This is a genomic window from Gemella haemolysans ATCC 10379 (assembly GCF_000173915.1).
In the GTDB taxonomy this organism is placed as follows: Bacteria; Bacillota; Bacilli; order Staphylococcales; family Gemellaceae; genus Gemella; species Gemella haemolysans.
In genome coordinates this window covers 169,454-193,646 of record NZ_ACDZ02000014.1, presented here as the reverse complement: position 1 = coordinate 193,646, position 24,193 = coordinate 169,454, and the positions used below count along the sequence as shown (strand labels likewise).

Here is a 24,193-nt window from a genome sequence, read left to right as displayed (position 1 = left end):
TAGTCAATAGATAATTAAATTATTTCAATAAAAAAAGATTAATCTAGAATTTTTCTAGATTAATCTTTTTTCCTATTTACTAAACACCCAAGCTTGAGCAAGGTTGTTTTTTATATCATTTTCCGTGAAACCATTATAACTTGTAAGTTTAACATCATCGTCATTCGGATCGTTGATATAGAATTTATCGTCTTCAAAACCACGAATAACTTTATATGTTACTTTGTCACCAAATACTCCAGATTTTAATCTAACAAGTATAGGTTTATTATCTCTTAAGGCATTTTCTAAGTTTTCCACTAATTTATCAGTTTCAATACGTTCAACTTTAAGATTATATTTTTCAGCAAAAGCTGTAATAATCGTAGGTTGAGTTCCTTGATTTCTGATATAGTACTTATTACCAGCCCAAGAAGCAAGCTCTTCTACAGTTGCTTCATCTTTACCTATATATTTAGCAATCATCGCTAATGAGATAATAGCATCACCATTATCCTCAATTGTTTTCTTGGCATCAAGACCATATGCTATATTTTTATATGCATCTTGTTTCATATAGTACATAGGAACTGAAAGTCCTTTTTGTGGTAAGTTTAGTAACTGTTCTTTTCGTTTTGCATTATAATTATCAATGTTAATTAAATAATATAAGTATCCCTCTATACCATCTCTTAAAGATTCGATAAATTGTTTATTAACTATTTCATTATTTAATAAATCAACATCAATTCTATTTCCTATATTGGCCGAAATTAGTTTTATCTGGGGTAATTTATCACTTAATTGAGGGAAATTCGCCTGTTTCTCAGATGATGATATCTTCGAAATATAGTGTTCTGAAAGATTTTTTTCAACACTTCTTGCTACAATAGATGATTCTTGTGTTCCATAGTATACTTTCACACCAAAAACTTCTTTATTACTGTCATTATTAGTATCAATATCAATCAACATTTCTACTGAATTTTCTGCAGCAATTTTTAGAATATCTTCTTTTGAAGGATACGAATCATCATTATCTCTTGTTAATATTACTTTTATTCTGTCTTTTTCTAATATCTCTTTTAACTGTTTAGCTAGTTTCAAATTATAAGATTTAGAAGATATACCTTTATAATCAACCTTCTCTTCTTGTGAATTAACAGGATTCAATAAGACTGAATAAGAAGCTAATTTTTCTTTGTTTTGATCTTCAGGACTTTTCTGCCCAGTCCCTAAAATACTCCAACCTGGTATCCATCCTACAAAACTATCCTTTGTTTTAACTTCATACCAAGTATCAGATTTACTTAACATTTCAACATTATCTCCAGCTGTCACTTTTTTTAGTGTTGGATAAGAATCATCTGGTCCTGTTCTAATTTCAATTTCTTTTGCAATAGTAATATTATTTTCAGAATTAGATGATAAATTCATTTTCTCACCTATATATGTTACTACGCCTCCTACAACGAGTACTAATAATAGTATAGATATTACGAATAATATTCCATTCTTATTTCTTCTTTTTATTCTCATAATTAATTTCCTGCTGATAGTTTTTCGTAAACAATAGTAATCGGACCATCGTTAACAATATTAACTTCCATCATTGTTTGAAAAATACCAGTCTCTACTGTTACACCTTCTTCTCTCAAAAATTCATTAAATTTTTCATATAATTGATTAGCTTTTTCTGCTCCAGCAGCACTTGTAAAACTTGGTCTATTACCTTTTTTCGTATCAGCGTATAAAGTAAATTGTGAAACTGATAAGATACTTCCTCCAACATCTTTTAGACTCAGGTTAATTTTATCATTTTCGTCTTCAAATAAGCGTGCTTGTGCTACCTTTTTTGCTAAGTATTTCGCATCTTCCTCTGTAGAATCTTTATGAACTCCCACTAAAAGACAGTATCCTTTATCAATACTACCCACAACTTTATTCTCAACACTTACACTGGCTTTTTTAACTTTTTGTAATATAATTTTCATATATCCACCTATTTAACTATTCTTTCTACGCTATATACATCTTGAATTTGTCGTAATTTTTTAATCATATAATCGCATTCACTAACATTTTTTACATATATCCCTATCGTAATAACGCATGTTTTATCAGATTTTGATTCAGAGTTAAGTTTTTTAATCTCAACTCTACTTTCACTTAATGTTAATAGAACGTTTTGTAATAATAATTCTCTATCAAAAGCGTGAATTTGTAGTGTTACACTATAACGACGTGCATTTAAGCTTTCTACCCATTCAACATCCAATAATCTTGCATGATCTTCTTCACTTAAATTTGGACAATTATGTCTATGAACTGTAACCCCTCGACCTTTTGTAATAAATCCTACTATGTCATCTCCTGGAATTGGTTGACAACATTTAGATAATCTTACAAGAATATTATCTACACCTTTAACATAGACACCCGTTTCAGTTACTATTTTTTTATTATCTTCTGCATTGAAAAGTTTCTCAATTTTCGCTTGAGTCATCTTTTCTTTTCTAATTTTTTCTGTTAATCTTGCAAAGACTTTATTCGCTGTAATTCCACCGTATCCTATGGCAACATACATTTCTTCAAGATTAGCAAATTTATATTTATTAAGTGCAGTAGTGATATTTTCTTCAGTTAAGACTTCATCTATATCAAAGTTATTAGCTTTAATCTCATCTTTTAATAAGATTTCACCTTTAACTAAGTTTTCTTCACGAGCTGCCTTTTTGAAGAATGCTTTAATTTTTGACTTAGTCTGAGATGATGTAGCAATCTCTAACCATGAGCGATTAGGTCCAGTAGAATTTTTACTAGTACGAATATCACAAATTTCACCAGTTGATAACACATAATCGAATGGCTCGATTTTATCATTTACAGTAGCTCCTACCATCTTATTACCAACTTCTGAGTGAATCGCATATGCAAAGTCGACAATACATGAACCCTTCGGTAATTCAATAATATCACTATTTGGTGTAAACACATAAATTTTATCACTCAATAAATCCACTTTTAATGATTCCATAAAGCTTTCAGCAGTTGCTTCTGTTTCATCGTTTTCCGCAATTTTTTGGAACCAATTTAATTTCTCATAGAAGTTATTGTTTTTATTAACTTTCTTACCTTCTTTATATGCCCAGTGTGCAGCAATCCCTTTCTCGGCAATTTCATGCATCTCATAAGTTCTAATTTGAACTTCTAAAGTTTGTCCATCTGGTGCAATTACCGTTGTATGAAGCGATTGATACATATTAGGTTTTGGCATTGCAATATAGTCTTTGATTCTTCCTGGAATAGGTACCCAAAGATTATTTACAAGACCTAAAGTAGCATAACAATCTGCTACGCTATCTACCAGGACACGAACAGCTAATAAATCATAAATCTGGTCAAAAGTTTTATTTTGCTTAACCATTTTTTTATAAATACTATATATATGTTTTGGTCTACCTGTTACCTGTGCTTTAATATTATTATCAGCTAAAATTGATGTTATACTTGAGCATGCATCTTTTATACTTTTTTCCCTTGCACTTCTTTTTTGTTTCATCATCCCTACTATTGAAAAATATTGAGATGGATGTAAGTATCTAAGAGATGTATCTTCCAGTTCCCATTTAACAGAACTTATCCCTAATCTATGAGCTAAAGGCGCATAAATTTCAAGTGTTTCACTAGAAATTTCACGTTGTTTTTCCTCGCGCATATACTTCATAGTTCTCATATTATGAAGTCTGTCTGCTAGTTTAACAAAAATAACTCTTAAATCTTTCGCTATCGACACAAAAAGTTTCCTATGATTCTCAGCTTGAGATTGTTTTTTAGAACGGAATTTTACTTTATCTAATTTTGTAACACCATCAACTATTACTGCTATATCTTCCCCAAAAGTTTCTTTTATATCGTCAAACGTATACTTCGTATCTTCTACAACATCATGCAAGAAACCAGCACATATTGTTGCATAATCTAATTTAAGCTCAGTTAAAATTCCTGCGACTTGAACTGGGTGTAATATGTATGGTTCCCCTGATTTTCTAAATTGTCCTTCATGAGCATCTTTTGCAAATTCATAAGCTTTTCTTATAATTTCAATTTGCTCATCTGATAAATATTTACTCGCCATATCTTCTACATTTTCATAACTATATGGATATTCAAGATTCACAGAAATTCCTCCTCTTTCGTAATTTAATCTACCCTTCATTTTACCATAAAATTGAAAAAATTTCCTTTAATTCAACTATAATATTTCAAATTTTAAGTATTTATATCAAGTCTTCACTTTATATAAATTTAAAATTCAAACTACTTCTACACCTATTTTTATAGATTAATCAAAAAAATCCTAGTTCAAATTCGAACTAGGATTAAATTTTTTTTATTTTACATCTACATCTTGAGATAAATCAACTTTATCTAAAGGTATCATTTTTGTTTTATATCTAATTTTGTGGTATAGATAGAAGAATAAGAAGATTGGAACTCCCATGTATGTTGTTAACATTCCACTCCAGTTAACTACACCTTTAGTAATAAGTTCTGTATCTTGACCGATAATTACAATTATACATAGTACTAAAGCGATGATTGGTCCTACTGGGAACCATTTTGCTCTATATTTAAGATCATTTAAATCTTTACCTTGAGCAATAAATGCTCTTCTAAATCTATAGTGACTTAACGCAATACCTAACCAAGCGATAAATCCAGTTAATCCACTCGCTGCTACGATATATGTATAAGCATTGGCACTTGTAAGTTGGATTAAGAAGATTAAGAATACTACTGCAGCTGTTGCAACTAATGAGATAACAGGAGTACCGTATTTAGTAACACGACCGAAAATTGGATACGCAAGTTTTTCTTTACTCATCGCATAAAGCATTCTTGTTGATGCGTACATACCTGAGTTACCAGCTGATAGAATTGATGTTAGGATTACTGCGTTCATTACACTTGCAGCTAATGCAAAACCTGCATTTTTAAAGACAATTGTAAATGGTGATTTAGCAATTTCTTCAGCGCTTGCAGCACCTAATAAATCTGGTGAAGTATAAGGAATTAATAATCCGATTACTAAGATAGCTAGTACGTAGAAGATTAAAATTCTCCAGAATACTTGTTTTACAGCTTTTGGAATACTTTTCTCTGGGTTTTCGCTTTCACCAGCAGTAATACCGATTAACTCAGTACCTTGGAATGAGTATCCTGCGATTAGGAATACTCCAAGAGTAGCAAGGATTTGTCCTGATAATGAAGAATCTTCTCCGATAAATGGTGCATCACCGATTGTTAGGTTTTTGAATCCAATGTATTCACCACCTAAAATACCGAAGATAGTTAAGCATCCTACTACTAAGAAAATGATTACTACTACTACTTTAATAAGTGCAAACCAATATTCACTTTCACCATATACTTTAACACTAAGTGAGTTTAAAGCGATAATAATAACTAGGAATAATAAGCTCCAAGCCCAGTGAGGAAGTACTCGCATAGGCTCCCAATAACTAATAGCTAATGCAGATAATTCTACGTCAGCTGCTACTGTAATTACCCAGTTAAACCAATAGTTCCATCCTAAAGCAAATCCTAATGAAGGATCTACATAACGTGTAGCATATGTACTAAATGACCCTGATGTAGGAAGATATGTTGCCATTTCCCCTAATGATGTCATTAAGAAATATACCATAAGTCCGATACATAAGTAAGCTACAATAGCTCCCCCAGGTCCCGCACTTTGAATTGCTTGACCACTTGTCATGAATAATCCACTACCAATACATCCTCCGATAGCAATCATGCTAATATGACGTGATCGTAAATTTCTTTTTACTTCTGTTGCATTATTGTTATTGCTGTTGTTTGTCATAATAAAAACCTCCTTGATAAAATAAAAAAGCATAACCTCCTACCATATTTGCACGGAGTTATACTTCACATTATCTCTCCAAAACAAGATATTAGTAGCGCAACATAGCCTCACGACTATGACAGTCCTATACTTAGTTCAATATAGGCCCAATAATATTAACATAGGATTAATATTATTTCGGCGATGTTTCCTTTCAAGTAATTTCATCAAGCCCTACACTCTCAATTACCCTACTGATAAAAATCGCAACCTCTACCTCACTTACTTTGTGAGGTACATATTCAATTAACTGTTTATTAGTATAATATACTTTTTAACTGTTGTCAACAAAAAATTTAATTTTTCTAAAAATTCAATTAAATATTGAATATATTATCTTCAGTACTTTTTCAGCAAAGCAAGAATATTCATATCTTTAGCTAATATTATATCAAAAAAAGAGTGACTCAAAATCATGATTTCAGAGAAATTTTGATTTTTGAATCACCCTAGCAATGTTTATTAGTTATTTAGAAATCTTTTTAATTATACTTACACGTATCTTCTCATTTCTATCAACTTGATAAACAAATGACTAATTAATCTTTCTTTTTTTCTTTTCTTTTTTTCAATAGTTTATAGTTTGTTATTATTCCTAGTAGCATTATAATCTCTAATATACTTAATAAAATCTTCATCATATCTCTCCCCCTTAAATACATAGAAACTCAGAATATAAATTTATATTAACTAATATCTTTCACAAATTGCCCCTTGGCGATATTCTTCTAATAAAATTTTTAATAACTCAATTTGTTTTTTTATTCTTGCACCGCTATCTGTGTCAGCTACTTTTTTTCTACATAATTTATCTACAACTCTTTTAGTTGAAATAATATCTGTCTCATTTTTTATTGATTCTTCTTTACTTTGGAAGATATCATGACTCATTATCTGTAATCCATAAGAATTATAAGTTAATGTATAACCACCATGACCTGTTGTTTTATGATAAGCTCTAGACATTCCACCATCAATAACAATTGTTCTACCATTAGCTTTAATCGGATTTTCTCCTTTTGTTTCCTTAACAGGAGTATGTCCATTTATAATGTGACCTTCACTAGTTAAACCAAACTCATTTAATAACTTAATGCAAAACTCTTCATTATCTCTAAGTTTATAATATGCATTTTTTACTTCTTCATGAGTAGATTTATCCTCTATAAAATATCTTTCGAACGTCGTCATATCACATTTACCAAATAATGGAGAGTAGCGACCTTGCCATAAGTAAAAGAACAACCCGTTATCTTCTCTACAACCGCAATAAAATATACTTCGAATTTTTTTATCGAAAAAGTCTAGTAGCTTCTTACCTGCATATTTCTTTCCTCCATAAGAAAATTCCTGGAAGTTTCCATCCTCATCGACTGGCATACAACCATGAAGAAGTAGATTCCCATTATAGCAGCAATACATAGCACCTTTATTAATAAATAATTCAACATGTTTTTTTAATTTTTCACTTGCTATAAATGATTCCTTTAATTTATTAATAATCTTTTCTTCTTCATCCGTTAATAAATATGGATTTTCTTTATCAACTGTTGGAAAATTGCATGACGTTAATGGATATTCTTTACCATAAATTTTTACAGTTTCTTTTTCAAAATCAATTTTATCTAGTAACGCACGTGATTCCATATCAAATTCAGGATGTTTATCAATAATCTGTTTTTCTAATTTAAATTGAATTATTGCCATAGCTTTATGCATTCTAGCTATTTGCATAATTTCATGTTCACTATATTTCAGCTCATCATCCTTAGATATTTTTGGTAAAAACTCTTTACAGTGATCACCCTTGTAGTACTTTTCACTAAAATTTAATAAATTCCTAATAGGAATTCCATATCTATCTTCTATAATATCTAAATTATCATATCTTGCACATATTCTTATTACATTTGCTAATGATATTCTGTCTCCAAGATAAGCCCCTACCCATAACATATCGTGATTTCCCCATTGAATATCAACAGAATGGTAATCTAATAATCTATCCATTATTTTATCAGGAAAAGGTCCTCTATCATAGATATCACCAACTATATGTAAGTGGTCGATTGTTAACTTGTGGATGCTTAATGATAATTCTATAATAAATTTTTCCCCAGCACCTAATTCAATAATATTCTCAAGTATTTTATCATAGTAGTCATTCTTATCACTACTTTGCATTTTATAAAGCAATTCATCAATAATATACTTAAAATCTGTTGGTAAAATTTTTCTTACTTTGGATCTAGTAAACTTTCTTGCTGCAACTTGCGTTACCTCTAATAAACGAAGAAGGGTAATTTTTTGAAACTCTTTATAATCACATGCATCATATTCTTTTCTTATAAGATTTAATTTTTCTTCTGGATAATAAATAATGGTAGCTAAGAGATTTAAATCTTTTCTAGGTAACCTGTTACCAAATACTTCTTTAAGTTTTTCTTTAATAATACCTGAACCATTTCTTAAAATATGATCGAAGGCTTCATACTCTCCATGAATATCACTTAAAAAATGCTCTGTTCCTTTAGGAAGTGTTAATATAGCCTCTAAATTAATTATTTCCTTAGTTGTTTCATCTATACTCTGAAAGTTTTCTGCTAATAGTTCTAAATGTTCCTTAGATATTTTCATGCCATTCTCCTTTTTATTATTTTCAATTAAATCTTAACACACTTCCTACTGTAATTCAAGAAATGTTACATGCTATCAAACTTACTCAAACGGATTATTACATATCATTCCTCATGAGATAAAATAAAAGAAATACGATACTAAATGTAAAACCTTAGTCTCATATTTCTTTTATAAATTTATTTTAATTTTCCTACAAATCTTTCCATCTCTTTCATCTCTTCAAGAGTATCAGAAACAAGAACATACATTGTATTTCCTTGTAATTCAGCAAAAGCTTCAGGCATTCTTAAAACAGCTTTTAATTTATCTTGATATTTATTTCTAATATCTTCATCTGAATATACATAATCTTTATAATCACGGCGTGTTGAAGCTAATCCATATTTTTGATCAACATTTAATCCATTAAATGTTCCATTAACTACTTCAGCGTATACTCTAAAATAATCTGTTGAATGTGCAAAGTTATAAACGTCTACTGCAAAAGCTCCCGCTGGACGATTATTATATTCGATTGCTATATAATCATCTTTAGTTTTGAAAAATTCAACATGGAAGAATCTTTCTTTCATACCAAACGCTTTTACTGCATTTTTACCATATTCTACTAGTTTTGGATCTAACTCCTTATCTATATAATAAACCCAATCAAGAGTATTATTATTTAATAAGTCTAATGGAGTATGGTAATAAACGATACTTGTGTAAAAAACAATATTTCCTTTAGCATCTACTAATCCATCAAAAGTTACGATATCAGAGTTATCTACAAAAGGCTCTAAGAAATAATGAGTATTGCCATCCCATTCTTTTTTGAAATTTTCTACGTCCTTCTTATCTTTAAGCTTATAAGTTGCCGATGCTCCTACTCCATTATCAGGTTTAGCTATTAACGGTAATTTTAATTTTTTAACACCTTTTTCGATATCACCTTCTTTTTTCACTAAGAAACCTGGTACTACAGGCACTCCTGCTTTTTCGAAGTATTTTTTCATCTCTGATTTATGTTTTGTTTTTTTAAGATCGTGTTCTTTTAAACCAAACACATTAAATTGTGTACGAAGTACAGCATCTAATTCCATCCAGTGCTCATTTTGTGATTCTATTCTATCAATGTGCCCATGTTTGTGATATAAAAATGCAACAGCACGTTTTACTTCATCAACATCATCAAGACTATTAACCCTAAAATACTCAGTTAATGCTTCTTTAAGTCTTTGATCTAACTGTTCGTATGGCTCTTCACCAATTCCAAGTACATTAATACCTTGATTTTTTAACTCAATAGAAAATTTTTGAAAATTATGTGGGTAATATGGTGATATAACTATATAATTCATAAATCTTTGTCTCCTCTTAACTTTATTATAAATTTAATTTATCTAAAAAGTATGGCATTTGAATTCTCCACCAAGGCCAATCATGAGCAACATCTTCACCCCACACATCAAACCATGCTGGGATATTCTTTTCTTCAAATGCTTTTTTTAAACTATAAAATGATGGTAATCCATCTTGTTCCCATGGACCTAACCCTGTACATACGATAATATCAGCATTTCTATAGTGGTCAATAAACCACCCATCATTTTGATTCCAAATATTATCACTAGGCGAATTTCTATATATCAACTCATCATTTCCGTATTCACCTATGAAAAATCTAGCATCATAAACTCCACTAAGTGAAATTACTTTGCCAAATACATCCGGGTGTTGTAAGAAAATATTAAACGAGTGATATCCTCCCATACTACAACCAGTAGCCATCATTTGTCCAAACCAACCTGTTTTATGTTTAATAAAAGGAATAGCTTCTTCAATAACATATTTTTCATACTGAGCATGTGCTAATGCTCTATCATGACCATTTTTCCAGTCACATAACCACGATTCACTATCGACACTTGATAATGTGAAAAATTGTACTTTCCCCTCATTTATAAAACTTTCACAAGCATGAATCATGCCGAAATCATAATACTCATTGTGCGTTCCACCTGATGATGGAAACACAACAATCGGTAATCCCGCATGACCGTACCTATTAAGAACCATTTCTCTTCCTAAATTTCCACTATAATGACTTAAATTCTCTATATTCAATCCTAAAACCTCCATTTTCTAAAAAAATTATATTACCAGTTTTCACTTATAAATCTCAAACATTCTGGTAAATATCTAGCCCAACACTCCTCACTGTGTTCTCCATTAGCCACAACATTTAATTTCAACTCGCTTGTAGATAAACCTGCATCAATTAGCTGACGATAATAATCTAAACTTGCATCAATATATAATTGTTTTAGATTACCATTTGCTAATTGCTTATCAGTATCATCTCCCTCGTTCGTTCCAACTTCGATATATACTCTTTGATCCGAGACTTTATGTTTCGAAATAAATCTATCAAATTCTGGTTTATTCAACCAATTTGCAGATGAAAATACTCCTAGATCCCCTACAACATCCTTATGCTCTAAACCAATATATTGTGATATATTAGCACCTAAAGAACTACCAATCATCGCTGTATATTCTCTTTGTGGTTTTGTACGATAAGTACTATCAATAAATGGTTTAACTACATTTACAAAGAAATCCGCATACTCGGAACCTAATCCTCCTAATGTCAGACCAAAATTTAATATTGGCAGACTTGAAAACTTCCATGGTGCATATTCATTCATTCTCCCCTCATTATCATTATCAATCCCAACTATTATCATTTTCGGCATATCAGGATTTCTCTTAATCGCTGGTATAACTTTCCATGAGTGTCCGCTAAACGATTCACCACTATAAAAAACATTTTGTCCATCATTCATATACACTACAGGATAGTGTTTATGTTCATCTTGAGCATATCCTTTTGGTAGAAGTACTCTAATACGACGATTTTTTCCCGTATATGGAACTTTTAACTCATGCTCTTTCATTTCTAAATAAAAATACGCATCTCTATTCATTAATATTTTCCTTTTAAATTATTATTATAGCTTAATTCTACCTTATTTCTCTTATAAAATCAATTAATTGAGTGTGATTTTCCATAATTTTTCTGAAAATTAATTTTCATTGATTATTTATATACTAGTGTAATGTTCATAATTTAATTACATATAAAAAAAAACGAATTACCTCATGGTAATCCGTTTATCTATACTAAAACTCACTATATACATACTCTTGGACATTTGAAAAATCTGTTAAAAAACAGTATATTATTATTCCCATTATTACTATATAAAAGAATAATACCCATAGTGTTAGTCTTTGTTTATAGCTTAATTTACTTTTTAAGTTTGTAAAGATCTCTTTCAAAATCAATCCATCCTCTCCAACCTAGATGCATTGCATCATACATATAGTAGTCTTCATATTCTTTACTTGAATAATCCATTACCTCTATATTATTATTCTTAGCAATTTCTCTTAGTTTATTGTAGGCTACTTGTCTTTTTTCACTGCCTATTCCTGTATAATCACTCCATCTCCCATTAGCAGGAAAAATCGCAAACTTGATATTCATGTTCAAATCTTTAACAATAGATAATAGTATATCTAAGTCTTCGTATTCTTTAGAATCATCATACTTTGTATTCTTAGAACTATCTTTTAGTTGATTATATTTAACTCTTATGTATTTATCATAATATGTATTATCAATTTGATAATCATTGTTATTAGTTCTTTCTTTAGCTTCCTCAGCTACTTTTTTATCTAATTCTTCCCAATTATAATAAGGTGTATTTTCTCCACTAACTGGATAATTTTCTTTACCTTTATTTTTATAAAAGTTTAATTTATTTTTTAACACATAAAAGTAATTATCAAGTTTTATAAACTCTCCTGTAAATTTATTGACTTTACCTTCTAAAAAATATCGTTTATAACTTTTATACTTTTTATTCAGTTCCTTATTTGTAGATGAAAGTTCTATAACCCTATTAATAAATTTTTCTTTGGTTTTATAACTAATTTTATCATTCTTCATTGTATTGTACACATGTTCGCTAGAAATTCTAGATAGAAATGCGTCCTTTAAAATACCATTCTTGTTATCAAACCATTGAATAGACTGAATCATTACTATTTCATTATTTTTCACATCATTCCCTATTGATCCAATTGTAGCAGCATGAATAATATTTTGGGAATTTCCTACCCCTACTTGCATTATATTAAAATCTTCATAGTTGAATATTTTCTTAGGGTGATAATTCTCATTAATAGTTGTTGTTAATTCTGAAGACCCCAAAAGTAAAAGTGTTCTAGGAGTCATATTTTCGACTATTATATCTCTACTTTTATACTTTTCAAAAGCAGTGCTATACCTAACACTATTATCATTAGTTTTATAATAAGTTTGAATCTTCTTTAGAAGGGTTATATCTAAAATTACAAGTGTAATTAATACCAATACTATTGATATTAAAAATGCTTTTAATCTTATCATGATATTATTTCCTATTTTCTATATATGAAATTACCTTATTTGGTGTATCAATTTCTTCATATGTTACTTCTGTTGGAGCTATGCTTAGTCCAAAGATTTCTTCAATTTTTACTAACATTTCTACAAAAGCTAAAGAGTCCATTAACCCTTCTTCTTTCATGTTTATGTCTAAATCTTCTCTTACTACTTCGTCTTCACAGATTTCTTCTAACATTTCTAATACTTGTTCTTTTATCATGCTTGTTCTCCTAACTCTTTATTATTTTTTTAATACATGACTTATTAGTTTATATGGTTCTCCTGAGAAGATATATAAACCTATTATTACTAAGTTGATTGTTATGAACCAACTTATTACTTTGTACCATGTTTCGTTTTTATTCTTTTTGTAAAACTTACTTTTCTTTTGATAATACTCAAATCCTGCCATAAGTATTCCATGGTAGAATCCATATACTATATAGCTTATTGTTAAACCATGCCAAAATCCCATAAGAACCATGTTTACCATGTAGGCATACATTGCTGTATTTAGTCTTTTCTTGAATCTTTTTTTCTTTGTTGCTTCCATAAAGACTCTTGAGAATACGAAGTCTCTAAGCCACGTTGATAGTGTTATGTGCCATCTATTCCAGAAGTCTTTTATGTCTATACTTAGGAATGGTTTGTTGAAGTTCATCGGTGTTCTTATTCCTAAGATGTTACTACTACCTACCGCCATTAAACTGTATCCTGCAAAGTCGAAGAATAGGTATAATGTATATAGGTACATGTATTTTAATGAATAGATAAATGTACCATGGTTTGTTAAACCTACTAAATAGTGATAGCTTAGTGTTGAGAATACTATTTTATATAGTAACCCTAATATTAGTCTGTAGACTCCTTCTCCAGCTAATTCTAAATACTCTGTCCTCGGTATTCTTTCTTTTATTTCGCTCATAAACCTTCTACTTCTGTCTATAGGTCCTGCACTTACTGTTGGGAAGAATAGTAGGAATTGTACATATTCTACAGCACTGATTTTTTCTTTTATTAACCCATCTGATATTTCTATCATAATTTGTATTGTCTTAAATGACATATATGATATTCCTATAAAGGCTAATAGATGTAAGTGTGTTGTTGCGAATACTTTGTTTATTACTAGCGGTAATATCGATAGTATTACTAATATTTTTAAGTGTTTTTTACTTTCTGTTTTTTGAGCTATTAATACTAAGATATATTCAAATAGAATAAATCCTACTAGGTAAGTTATCATTGTAACACTCTTACCGTATATTAATGCGGCAAATATTACTGATAATGCTAATACATAATATTCTATTTTCTTACCTAGATAGTTTATTATAAAGCCTATGATTAGTGCTATAGCTAATAATAAGAAAAATTCATTTCCGTCAAAGTAGTTCATTTTATACTAACTCCTTTAACTTTTTCTTATCTATTTTCCCATTGTTGTTTAGTGGCATTTCTTCTAAAAATACTATTTTTTTTGGTATCATATATTCTGGCACTAATTTTTTTAACTCTTGTTTTATTTGTTTTGTTACTTCGAAGCGCTTTTCTATTTCTTCATTGTATACTACAAATGATGTCAATGCTTTTACTTTTCCATCTTCATAGCTTGGTACTGTCGCTGCTTGGCGTATTTTTTTATTTTTAAGTAGATTGTTATCTATGTCTTCTAGTTCTATTCTGTGGCCATGTAGTTTTACTTGGAAGTCTATGCGCCCTTCACAAAACAGCATGCCGTCTTTGAAGTACCCTAAGTCTCCTGTTAGGTAACTTCTTTCTTCTTTTCCTTCTACTTCCCCTACACCAAATTTTTCATTTGTTATAGCGTCATTTTTGAAGTATCCTTTTGCGACAGTGTTTCCTGTAATTACTATTTCACCTTTGTTTTCTTCATCTGGATTTGCTAGGTGTACTTTGGTACCCCATTTTACTTCTCCTACTGGTAGGTTCTCATAGTATTTTTTATTCACTTCTTTTGTTATTTCTACCCATGTGACCATTACTGTTGATTCTGTTGGTCCATAAGTATTTATTACCTGTGCATTTTCAAAGTTTTGATGGATTTTTTCTACTGTTGTGCTAAATAGTTTTTCTCCACAAAAGACGAATTGTTTCACCTTCGGCATTAGACTTTGATTGAAGTTTTTATCTACGAAACACATTTCTATAAATGATGGTGTTGAAATCCATATTGTTGCATTGGATTTATTTAGTTCTTCAAACATTATTTTGAAGTTTTCTTGATGCTTTTTATCTATTTGTACTAAAGTAGCTCCTAGATAAATACTTGGCCATAATGACATTACCGATAGATCAAATGAGAATGGTGGATGTCCTAAAAATACTAATTCTTCTTTTTCATCATAGTATCCTGTGTACCAGTGCAAGAAATTATTTAGGTTATTATATGTTATACATACTCCTTTTGGTTTTCCTGTGCTTCCTGATGTGAAAATTATATAGAATATATCTTCATCTTTCACATATTTTTCTTTTGAAATAGCGTTTTGAGTACTTGAGATTATTTCTTTAGCTGATTTAACATCTAGAATTTCTCTAGGTAGTTCTATTTCTTCTGTGACTAGTACTACTTTTGAGTCTGTTGTTTCTACTATTTCTTCTACTCGTTCTTTTGGTGTGTTTATATCTACCGGACAGAATGCTCTTCCTGATTTTACACACGCTAAAAAGTACACTAACATAAATGGATGTTTATGACCATATACTACTATAGGATTTTTGTCTTCTCCTAGTTTTTCTTCAAGATAAGACGCAAGTCTATCTGAATACTCTATTAAATTTTTATACGTTAAATTTTCATTCTGATATATATTATTAATATATACTTCTTTAGAACTATTTCTATACTGTTCTAGTTTTTCAAAAAAAGTTAATTTCATATTTATTTTATCCTTGCCTCTATATCTATTCTTAATTGACTTTTAATTTTACATCACTATATATCAAAAAGTCGACATTATACTCCTTATACTATTATAATATAAAACTTAAAAAATGTGATTAAAAAATAGAAAAAATTATAAAAAAAATTGATTTATTGCTTTTTATTTTCAAAACAACAAATCAATTTTCATAAGTTTTTTCTAAACTCGATTTATTTTAGGTCATTAAGTAACTTTTCTTTTAAATCTTTTGGTTTCAGCTCTACCTTCTCTTTATAGCTTAGTCGTGTATCACTATTACTTGCAAAGTTAAATAAAGTTTCCTTCTCAGTAGAATATTGATTATCAATTTCATAATTATCTAGAGAAAAATTAAATTCAAAGATTTTCTCTACTAATTTCATTATATTTTCAAGATTTTTATTAACTAATTTTTCAAGTTCAGGACTTGTAAATGCTTTATGACTGTCTGCTCCATGAATTTTCTTAGCTTTTGTAGTTCTAACATACATAATTTCAGGAGCTTTTTCATAAAATCCATCATCTAGTATTAAATCACTATTCGCTAAACCTCTTAATCTATATGTTTTTAGATCTTTACCTAACTTAGCTATCTCTCTATAAAATATACCTAATATATCCTCTGAATTTTTACCAAACATGAGTTCACATGCCAACGCATAAGTTAAAATCTGAGAGATAAATCCTAATTCTAAACTATCTAAAGAAAAATCACTTTGACTACTCTTATAATCAATTATTGAAATATTCTTTCCATTAACATCTACTCTGTCAATTACGCCTGTAAATTTAATTGGTGGTATATTATATTTCTGTTGCAATTCTTTCTTATTAATTTCCCCGGTTTCGACATTTTTACACGTAATAACATTATCTACTATTTCCAGACTAAATGGTTTTTCCAAGAACGTTGGCATAAACTTCGTTAAAGCAAAGTATTTTATTTCTATTGCTATAGCCATTTCAAGTCTCATAATCATATTATTTAAAATATACTTATGTGTATTCAATAATTCTATCAACTTCGACGTTTCTAATATATCTTTGTTATTACTAGAATAAATAACATCATTCAAAATCTCTTTAATATTAAATCTTCTTGCAATATCTTCATCTTTTATCAAGTCTATATCAAATTTACTTCCACATTCAGCTATAAAATTAGTAATTCTTTTTTCTGACATTACTGCGTGGAAAAATTTTCCAGTAACAAGATTATCAATATCAATATCCCTTTCCTCTTCTATTCCAAGTACTCGTTTAACAAAGAATTGATAAGGATTTCTTTCGAAATCAGAAATTTTAGAGATACTAAACTTAGAAAAACTATCTTTCTTAATTTCTAAAAATTCCTCTATATATTCTGAACTAAGTTGAAACCTATAATCTCTAATTATTTTAGATAAATAATTTTTAATACTAGTATCATTAGTGAAAAATACTCTGTCATTTAATTCATCAAGAACTTCATAATTCTCATAACTTTCATGTACTGAGGTAAGTTGATAATGTTCTAAAAACTTAATCATAAGCTCTACTAAAACTTCAACTTCCTTTGTCTTACTATCTTTCACTTCCATAAATCTACGATAAATTTTTGCAAATAGATAATTAAATTCCTTAGTTGAAACTATCTCTGAAATATTTTCTAAATAGTAATTATAATCAGCAATAGAAAACTCTAAAATTTTTGAAGTTTGCTTTTCTTCTAATTCTGGGAATAAAGATCTCACAGTATTTAAGTATGGAGATGCAAAATTCTCTTTAAAACTTTTATCAAGTAAACTGTAACTTATATATGTCTTTTCTTGAGCTCTTGTCATAGCAATATAAGCTACAAACTCTTCATCAATAAGTGCCGCTTCTTTTGTCGGTGATAAAAAGATATTATCGCTAATTAATCTTTCTTTATCTTTATCATCTATTAATCCTGAACTTTTAGATACTGGCAATACATCCTTATTGAATCCTAAAACAAAGACGACTTTTTTATTTTCAACTTTTGCCAAATCCATAGTAGACATAATAATAGAATTATTAATCTCTGGTATTGAACGGTACTTGATAGATGTTAATCCAGTATTAAATAAAGTTACGAATTTTTTATATTCAAACTTTTCACTACCAAAGTTCTCATTTATATCATTAATATATTCAAGAATTTTTTTGTAAACCTGTCTATCTATACTATCAATTTTTAGCTCTTCGATGTTATCATACTCACCATCTTCTTTATCAAGATACATTTTAATTTTGCAATGATTAAAAACATCTACTAATTTTTTTATATATCTCTTAGCTTGAAGATTGTTCTTAGCTGAGACATCTGAAACCTTATCAATAAGTTCTAATAAAACTTGTCTACAAATTTCAAGCTGTTCAGTCGTATACTTCGTCGTTTTTTCAATAAAGTAATCTTTTAAAATATCACTATGCATATTTACCAGTTTCTCATTTAGTATATTTTCAAGATCATCTATTGAAACTACTCTAACTTTTTCTAATAAATCACTGTATTTATATTTTCCACCTATATTATTTACTAGATTGCTTGCTAAGAACTTATCTTTTATCATGTTTTCATCTAACTCTGCAATATCTTTTTCTAATTGTTTTTCATCAATATTTAAATCTCCTAGTAAAACATGTGAAATTGCTTTTTGTCGATAAATGTTCTCAAAATTTGTTAATCTAGTTTTTAGTAGATTTAATAATCTAGTTTTAAATCTATCTTCATCAAAATATAATGTTTCTTGTATAAACTTAACTAAACGGTGATTGCTAGTTTCTATATTTTTATCTAGATGAACGTCTAAATTATAATCTTTGAATATATTTAAATAATTTTCATATGTACTATCACGATAAAGAATTGCTATCTCATTTTGATTGATATTATTATGTTTTAATTTCACAATCTCACGAGCGACTTGCTTAACCTCTAACTCCTTATTTTTTGCACACATAATTTCAATACTATCATCAATCTCATACTGTGCTGTGAAGTTTTTATAATATTTATCAGCAAGAATATCATTAGAAACTCCATTAAAGCGTCCTCTATGAGTTTCTAACACTTCATATTCCTCTACTTTATTATCTTTTATTTTAAATTTCAGCGTATTTATTTCTTCTTTTTTTACAAATGCAACTACAGAAAAATTAACATCTTTATTACTTTTCACTATTTCATTCATACTAGCGACTATCTCATGAGATTTTCTAAAAATATCTAGCTTATATTTTTCTTTACTATACAAATCAGATAGATAAAGATCATTATATTTCATCTTTTCTAGTTCATAACCTTGAACCAGTTGTGCTAAATCAAAATTAAAATATCTATTTGCATCACTTATAACACTAATTATTAACTTTTTAGACTTCTCAGCTAGTTTTCCAATGTAATAATATTCCTGTGCTGTAAAGTTATAATAAGCATCTACATAGAAAATGTAGTCACTTAAATCAATGTATTCTAGATACAATAGCAATTCAGTTATATAATCTACTTTGTCAAAAGAACTCTGTTCTCTTAATAACCTCGAATATTCAACATATATTTCTAAAATAGCTTCCAATTTTTCTTTATGACTACTATCTAGATTAGTATCTTTCTCCAGATACTCTTCTAATACATTAATACTTACTTTATACTCTTTTAATTCATTTATAATTTCTTCTACAACTTCTATAAAATTAACATCTTGTAGAATTCTTTTAACTAAAAAGTTATCACTACTTTCCAAATTTTTTGCAGCTTTATAAAAGTAGAATGGCTTAATATTATCTCCAAGTCTACTAAGATTATCCATTCCTAACTGTTTTGATAATTTTCTAGTTAGACTTGAGAAATTCATAACATCAATATTAAAAGTACCACCGAACTTATCACATAACATTTTTTCAAAATTAAAACTGTTCTGTTCCGGAGTTAATACAATTATTTTATGGTTATCTCTATTTAATTCGATATCATTTAATATGTAGTTAGTTTTACCTACACCACTTGGACCAATTAATAATTCTAAGTTCATGTTTTCTCCTTTCTTTTTATATTACATTATATTCCAGTCATTTTAATCTTCGCATAATTATCTTTAGAATAGACTTCTACCTTCGGTCTAATTCTTTCTTTTAGCTCACTGACATGTGAAATAATACCGATATTCCTTCCGTATGATTGTAAATCTATTAGCGTTGTTAGTGCAATATCAAGTGTTTCAGCATCTAGTGATCCAAATCCCTCATCGATAAAGATAGTCTCAAGTGATATTCCTCCACTTTCATTTTGAATAACTTCGGCTAACCCTAAAGCGAGAGCTAAAGAAGCTAAGAATAATTCTCCTCCAGAAAGAGAGCTAATAATACGAGTGCTATTTAGATAAATATCATGTATTTCTATCTCTAATCCTTGAAGTCCTCCACCTTTTGATTTTTCATCACGTCTAATAAATCTATATCTATCATTTGTCATCTGTAATAATCTTTTCGTACCAGCAACTAGAATCAAGTCTAGATAATAACCTTGAACATATGTTTCTAATGATTTTCTATTTTCAGTCTTCCCGCTCACAACATCACTAAATGCTACAATTTCTCTTATCTCTTTAGATGATTCTAAAAGTTCAATATACTCACTATGAATTTTTTTATATAATTTTTTATTATTTTCTAATCTTGTATTAAGAATTACAACTTTTTCTATAAAATCATTGACTTGAGATTCAATATCTTGTAGTTTCTGTTGCTCTTCTTCTAAACCTGGTTGATTTAACTCTTTTAGCTCTTCTTCAAGTTTTTCTATTGAGTTTACTATAATTTTCTTAGTATCTTCAAATTTATTAATTTGAGATTCATAGTCTTCTAAATTATTCAATTTCTCAATATCTTCTTCTGCCATTTCTAAGGTTACGTAATACTTATTAAGCTTAGAATTAGTGAAACTATCAACAATATTTTCTATTCTTTTACTAACTTCTAGTAAATTCGTCTTATTGTTTTTCTGTTCTGTTTCTAGTTTCGTTTTTCTCACCAATAGTTCATTACTATTATTTTGTAGAACGTTGTAGGTATTATCGAACTCTTCAACTTGAGATTGTATTTTCTCATAATAACCTGCAAACTCATCTAACTCTACTTTCACATTTTTTTCAAATTGTTCAATTTTATTTTTTGCTTCTAGATGTTTTTGTTTAATATCATCTTCATTTTTAAATAACTCTGAAAGTTCCTCTATTTCTCGATTAAGTCCCTTAATTTTATCCTCAGATGTTCTGATCACTTTACTAATATCAGTTAGTTTAATATTTTCAGCCTTTAATTCATCTTCTAATTGTAATAGTTCTTCCTTTGCTTTAAAGTTAATTGTATCCCCTAAATTTTTCAAAAGAGTACTTATTTTTCCTATTTCTTCTTCATCTTTTTTTATAAGAGTTTCTAGTTGAATTATATCTTTATTGACTTTTTGAAGCGATTTTTCTATACTTTCATCTACTACCGCTAAATCGGGAATATCTGGTAAGTGTTCAATTTTTTGTTTACATAAAGGACAATCATCCCCTTCATGCAATTTCAATAAAAAATCATTTAAAATTTCTTGTTCTTTATTCTTATTTAATAACTCAACTTCTTGCTCAAGCTTCTTCTTCTCTAGTTCCAGTTCTTTTAATTGTTTTTTATCAACAGTAAGTTTCACACTCTTATCATTTACTTCAGATAATTTGTTATTATATTCTTCAAGTTTTTCTACATCTTGTTCTTTTTTCAAAACTTCTAATTTTAACTTACCAATACTGCCATCTAGTATATTTTTCTCCTCAATATCCTCTAGGTAGCTTTCTTTTGCAACTTTTAGACTAGAATCTAACTCTTTATATGTTTCTTTTTTCAAAGTAAGCTCTTCTAATGTTTTACTATAAATTTCAATGTTATTTTTAGCCAAAATTAATTCATTAAAGTTATTATAGAAAAACTTATAATCAATAGTTTCCTTTCTAAGTTCTTCTATATCAGTTTTTTGTGCATTTAATTCTAATGCTAATTTCTTATTAGTATCTAAATCTAATTTGTATTTATCTTCCTCATTTAATAAAGCTTCTTCAAGTTTCTTCAACTTCATTTTCTTAGTTAATAAAGAAGCGTACTCTATAATCTTATCTTTACTCTTTTGTAATTCTTTTAACTTCTCTACTTCTAATTTAAGTCTACTATAATAATCTTCTTTTTTACTTAATTCTTCTAGTTCTAACTTGTTATTTTTAAGTTGAGTGAATTTATCATTGAGCTTACTTAATTCTATAAATTTCTCTTTTTCTTTAGAAAAACTACGTTCTAATTTTAATAATTCTTTTTTCTCATTCTTTACTGTTTCTTCTTGTGAGTTAATAATCCCTAGTATTTCTTCAAAATTTTCGTCTTTTAAATATTCAAACTTTGTAAGTTCTTCTTCAATATCAAACTGCTCAAATCTAGTAATCAACTCTTTTTCTTTTTGCTTATGTGAACTATCTATTTTTTTGGCTTGTTCTTGTAGTTGTTCCACGAATTTTTGATAGAAGTAAGTATTAAATAATGATCTCAAAGTTTCTTTTTTTTCACTCGATTTCGATAATAAGAACTCTTTAAATTTCCCTTGAGGTAAGATAATTATTTGACAAAATTGCTTATCATCTAAACCTATCAATTCTTCTACTTTTTCTTTTACCTCTTGTTCCTTTGTTGCGAGTACTTCTAATTTTCCATCATTATATTGCATTAAAGCAACTTTCCCCGATGTTAAGTTTTTATTACCAGCCTTCAAATACGCCAAAGTTCTCTCAATCCTATATTTTTTTCCACTTAATTCAAAATCAAAGTTAACCTGTGTTTTATCCTTATCCAAGGCTGTCTTCGTTCTTAGTGAGGCTATATCTTTACCTCCTGTTGTCTTATTGTATAATGCATAAGTAATTGCATCAAATAGCGTTGATTTTCCTGAACCAGTTTTCCCTGTAATTAGAAATATCGGTTCATTTATTATTTTATCCCATTCTATTATTTCATTCTTATATGGACCAAACTCTTTTAATTCTAATCTAATTGGTTTCATCTTGATTCACCTTATCTATAATATTTACCAGTATTTTTTTTTGACCATCAGTTAATTCACTACCAGTTTGTTCATTATAGAATCCCTCTATTAATTGTAAAGGACTCTTAGTTAGCATCTCTCTATCTAATTTCACTTCATTATCGATGCCAGTATTTCTTTTTTGCTTTAGTATAAGCGTATTAGGATAATATTCTTTAATTCTAGGTAACGGATCAGTTATTCCCTCTAAATCGCTGAGCTCCATACTAAAATAATCATTTTTACAATCATAGTTTAGTTGAAATTCTTTTGTTAAAACTTCTTCATAAGATCCACTAATATTATGTAGCTTTCTCTTTTGTTTTAATTGAATAAACTCTTCACTATAACTTTCTTTTGTTACCTCTATAAGTCTCATACCTTTGGTTTGAGAAGCTTCAGAGAATGAGTACGCCATTGGACTTCCACTATATTTCAGACGTTCCTCTTTTATTGCATTCGGATTATGAAGATGACCCAGGGCAACATAATCAAATCTATCAAAGACTCCCACAGCCACATTTTCAACAGTACCGACAGATATTTCTCTTTCAGAATCAGTCTCTAATCCTCCAGAAACAAAAGTATGAGCTACTAAAATATTAGTCTTATTCGTATCTAAATTTTTATAAATTTCATCAATTACTCTTTTAGTTGCTGTATTATGCGTTGTTAATGTAGCATCTTCAAAATGTTCTCTCACTTCAAAAGGCTCAAAATATGGTAATAAATATATATCAGCATCTTCATAAGATAGTTTATCAAAAGCTTGCTCTAATCTAGTATGAAGATAAAATTTATGTTTACTAAACCAAGCTTCTCCAATCGCTAATCTTTCTCTACTGTCATGATTTCCACTAATGGCAAAAATAGGTATATTACACTCTATATTAATTTTGACTAAAAGTTCTTGTAAAAGAGTAGTCGCTTCCTTACTAGGGACACTTCTATCATATAAATCTCCTGCAATTATTAAAAAATCAGGATTGATTTTCTTCATTTCAGTTATTAGATTTTCTAACACAACTTGTTGATCTTCTAATAAATCTTTTCCTTGTAATTTTCTTCCAATATGCCAATCAGCGGTATGTATAAATTTAACCATATAATCACCTTTTTCTATAAAT

General features: G+C 28.8%; 15 protein-coding genes and 1 riboswitch. All 15 genes read right to left on the bottom strand.

Annotated features, from left to right (window positions below):
• Nucleotides 1-72 precede the first annotated feature (72 nt).
• Nucleotides 73-1,518: an N-acetylmuramoyl-L-alanine amidase gene (locus GEMHA0001_RS06575; protein WP_003145659.1), complete on the bottom strand. Its 1,446-nt coding sequence runs from the start codon at nucleotides 1,516-1,518 to the stop codon at nucleotides 73-75.
• 2 nt (nucleotides 1,519-1,520) lie between these two features.
• A complete protein-coding gene (gene dtd, locus GEMHA0001_RS06570) occupies nucleotides 1,521-1,973 on the bottom strand; it encodes a D-aminoacyl-tRNA deacylase (protein WP_003145209.1) in 453 nt (150 codons plus the stop codon).
• Nucleotides 1,974-1,981: 8 nt separating this feature from the next.
• Nucleotides 1,982-4,159, bottom strand: coding sequence for a RelA/SpoT family protein (locus GEMHA0001_RS06565; protein ID WP_003145318.1), 2,178 nt, complete (start codon nucleotides 4,157-4,159; stop codon nucleotides 1,982-1,984).
• A 213-nt stretch (nucleotides 4,160-4,372) separates the two neighbouring features.
• Entirely contained in the window at nucleotides 4,373-5,869 is a 1,497-nt protein-coding gene (locus tag GEMHA0001_RS06560) for an amino acid permease (protein ID WP_003145605.1), read from the bottom strand.
• A gap of 87 nt (nucleotides 5,870-5,956) precedes the next feature.
• Nucleotides 5,957-6,135: riboswitch (Lysine riboswitch) on the bottom strand.
• 466 nt (nucleotides 6,136-6,601) lie between these two features.
• Nucleotides 6,602-8,548, bottom strand: a complete 1,947-nt coding sequence (locus GEMHA0001_RS06555) for a fructose-bisphosphatase class III (RefSeq protein WP_003145449.1) — start codon at nucleotides 8,546-8,548, stop codon at nucleotides 6,602-6,604.
• Nucleotides 8,549-8,727: 179 nt separating this feature from the next.
• Nucleotides 8,728-9,891 carry an ATP-grasp domain-containing protein gene (locus GEMHA0001_RS06550; protein ID WP_003145502.1) on the bottom strand — a complete coding sequence of 388 codons (1,164 nt, stop codon included), beginning with the start codon at nucleotides 9,889-9,891 and terminating at the stop codon, nucleotides 8,728-8,730.
• 25 nt (nucleotides 9,892-9,916) lie between these two features.
• Nucleotides 9,917-10,657: an esterase family protein gene (locus GEMHA0001_RS06545; protein ID WP_003145629.1), complete on the bottom strand. Its 741-nt coding sequence runs from the start codon at nucleotides 10,655-10,657 to the stop codon at nucleotides 9,917-9,919.
• Between the two features lie 32 nt (nucleotides 10,658-10,689).
• Nucleotides 10,690-11,520: an alpha/beta hydrolase gene (locus GEMHA0001_RS06540; RefSeq protein WP_003145734.1), complete on the bottom strand. Its 831-nt coding sequence runs from the start codon at nucleotides 11,518-11,520 to the stop codon at nucleotides 10,690-10,692.
• A gap of 323 nt (nucleotides 11,521-11,843) precedes the next feature.
• A complete protein-coding gene (gene dltD / locus GEMHA0001_RS06535; protein WP_003145057.1) occupies nucleotides 11,844-13,010 on the bottom strand; it encodes a D-alanyl-lipoteichoic acid biosynthesis protein DltD in 1,167 nt (388 codons plus the stop codon).
• Nucleotides 13,011-13,014: 4 nt separating this feature from the next.
• Nucleotides 13,015-13,248, bottom strand: coding sequence for a D-alanine--poly(phosphoribitol) ligase subunit DltC (gene dltC, locus GEMHA0001_RS06530; protein WP_003145008.1), 234 nt, complete (start codon nucleotides 13,246-13,248; stop codon nucleotides 13,015-13,017).
• A 21-nt stretch (nucleotides 13,249-13,269) separates the two neighbouring features.
• Nucleotides 13,270-14,427, bottom strand: a complete 1,158-nt coding sequence (gene dltB / locus GEMHA0001_RS06525) for a D-alanyl-lipoteichoic acid biosynthesis protein DltB (RefSeq protein WP_003145080.1) — start codon at nucleotides 14,425-14,427, stop codon at nucleotides 13,270-13,272.
• Between the two features lies 1 nt (nucleotide 14,428).
• Nucleotides 14,429-15,931 (bottom strand): D-alanine--poly(phosphoribitol) ligase subunit DltA, encoded by a 1,503-nt coding sequence (gene dltA / locus GEMHA0001_RS06520; RefSeq protein WP_003145236.1) that lies wholly within the window; start codon nucleotides 15,929-15,931, stop codon nucleotides 14,429-14,431.
• 215 nt (nucleotides 15,932-16,146) lie between these two features.
• Complete coding sequence (locus GEMHA0001_RS06515) at nucleotides 16,147-19,992, bottom strand: PD-(D/E)XK nuclease family protein (RefSeq protein WP_003145334.1); 3,846 nt, start codon at nucleotides 19,990-19,992, stop codon at nucleotides 16,147-16,149.
• Nucleotides 19,993-20,018: 26 nt separating this feature from the next.
• Nucleotides 20,019-23,045, bottom strand: coding sequence for an AAA family ATPase (locus GEMHA0001_RS06510; RefSeq protein ID WP_003145425.1), 3,027 nt, complete (start codon nucleotides 23,043-23,045; stop codon nucleotides 20,019-20,021).
• The gene (locus GEMHA0001_RS06505; protein WP_003145105.1) at nucleotides 23,032-24,171 is read right to left on the bottom strand and encodes an exonuclease SbcCD subunit D; all 1,140 of its coding nucleotides are present in this window, start codon (nucleotides 24,169-24,171) and stop codon (nucleotides 23,032-23,034) included. Before GEMHA0001_RS06505 ends, GEMHA0001_RS06510 begins: the two co-directional genes overlap by 14 nt.
• Nucleotides 24,172-24,193: the final 22 nt, after the last annotated feature.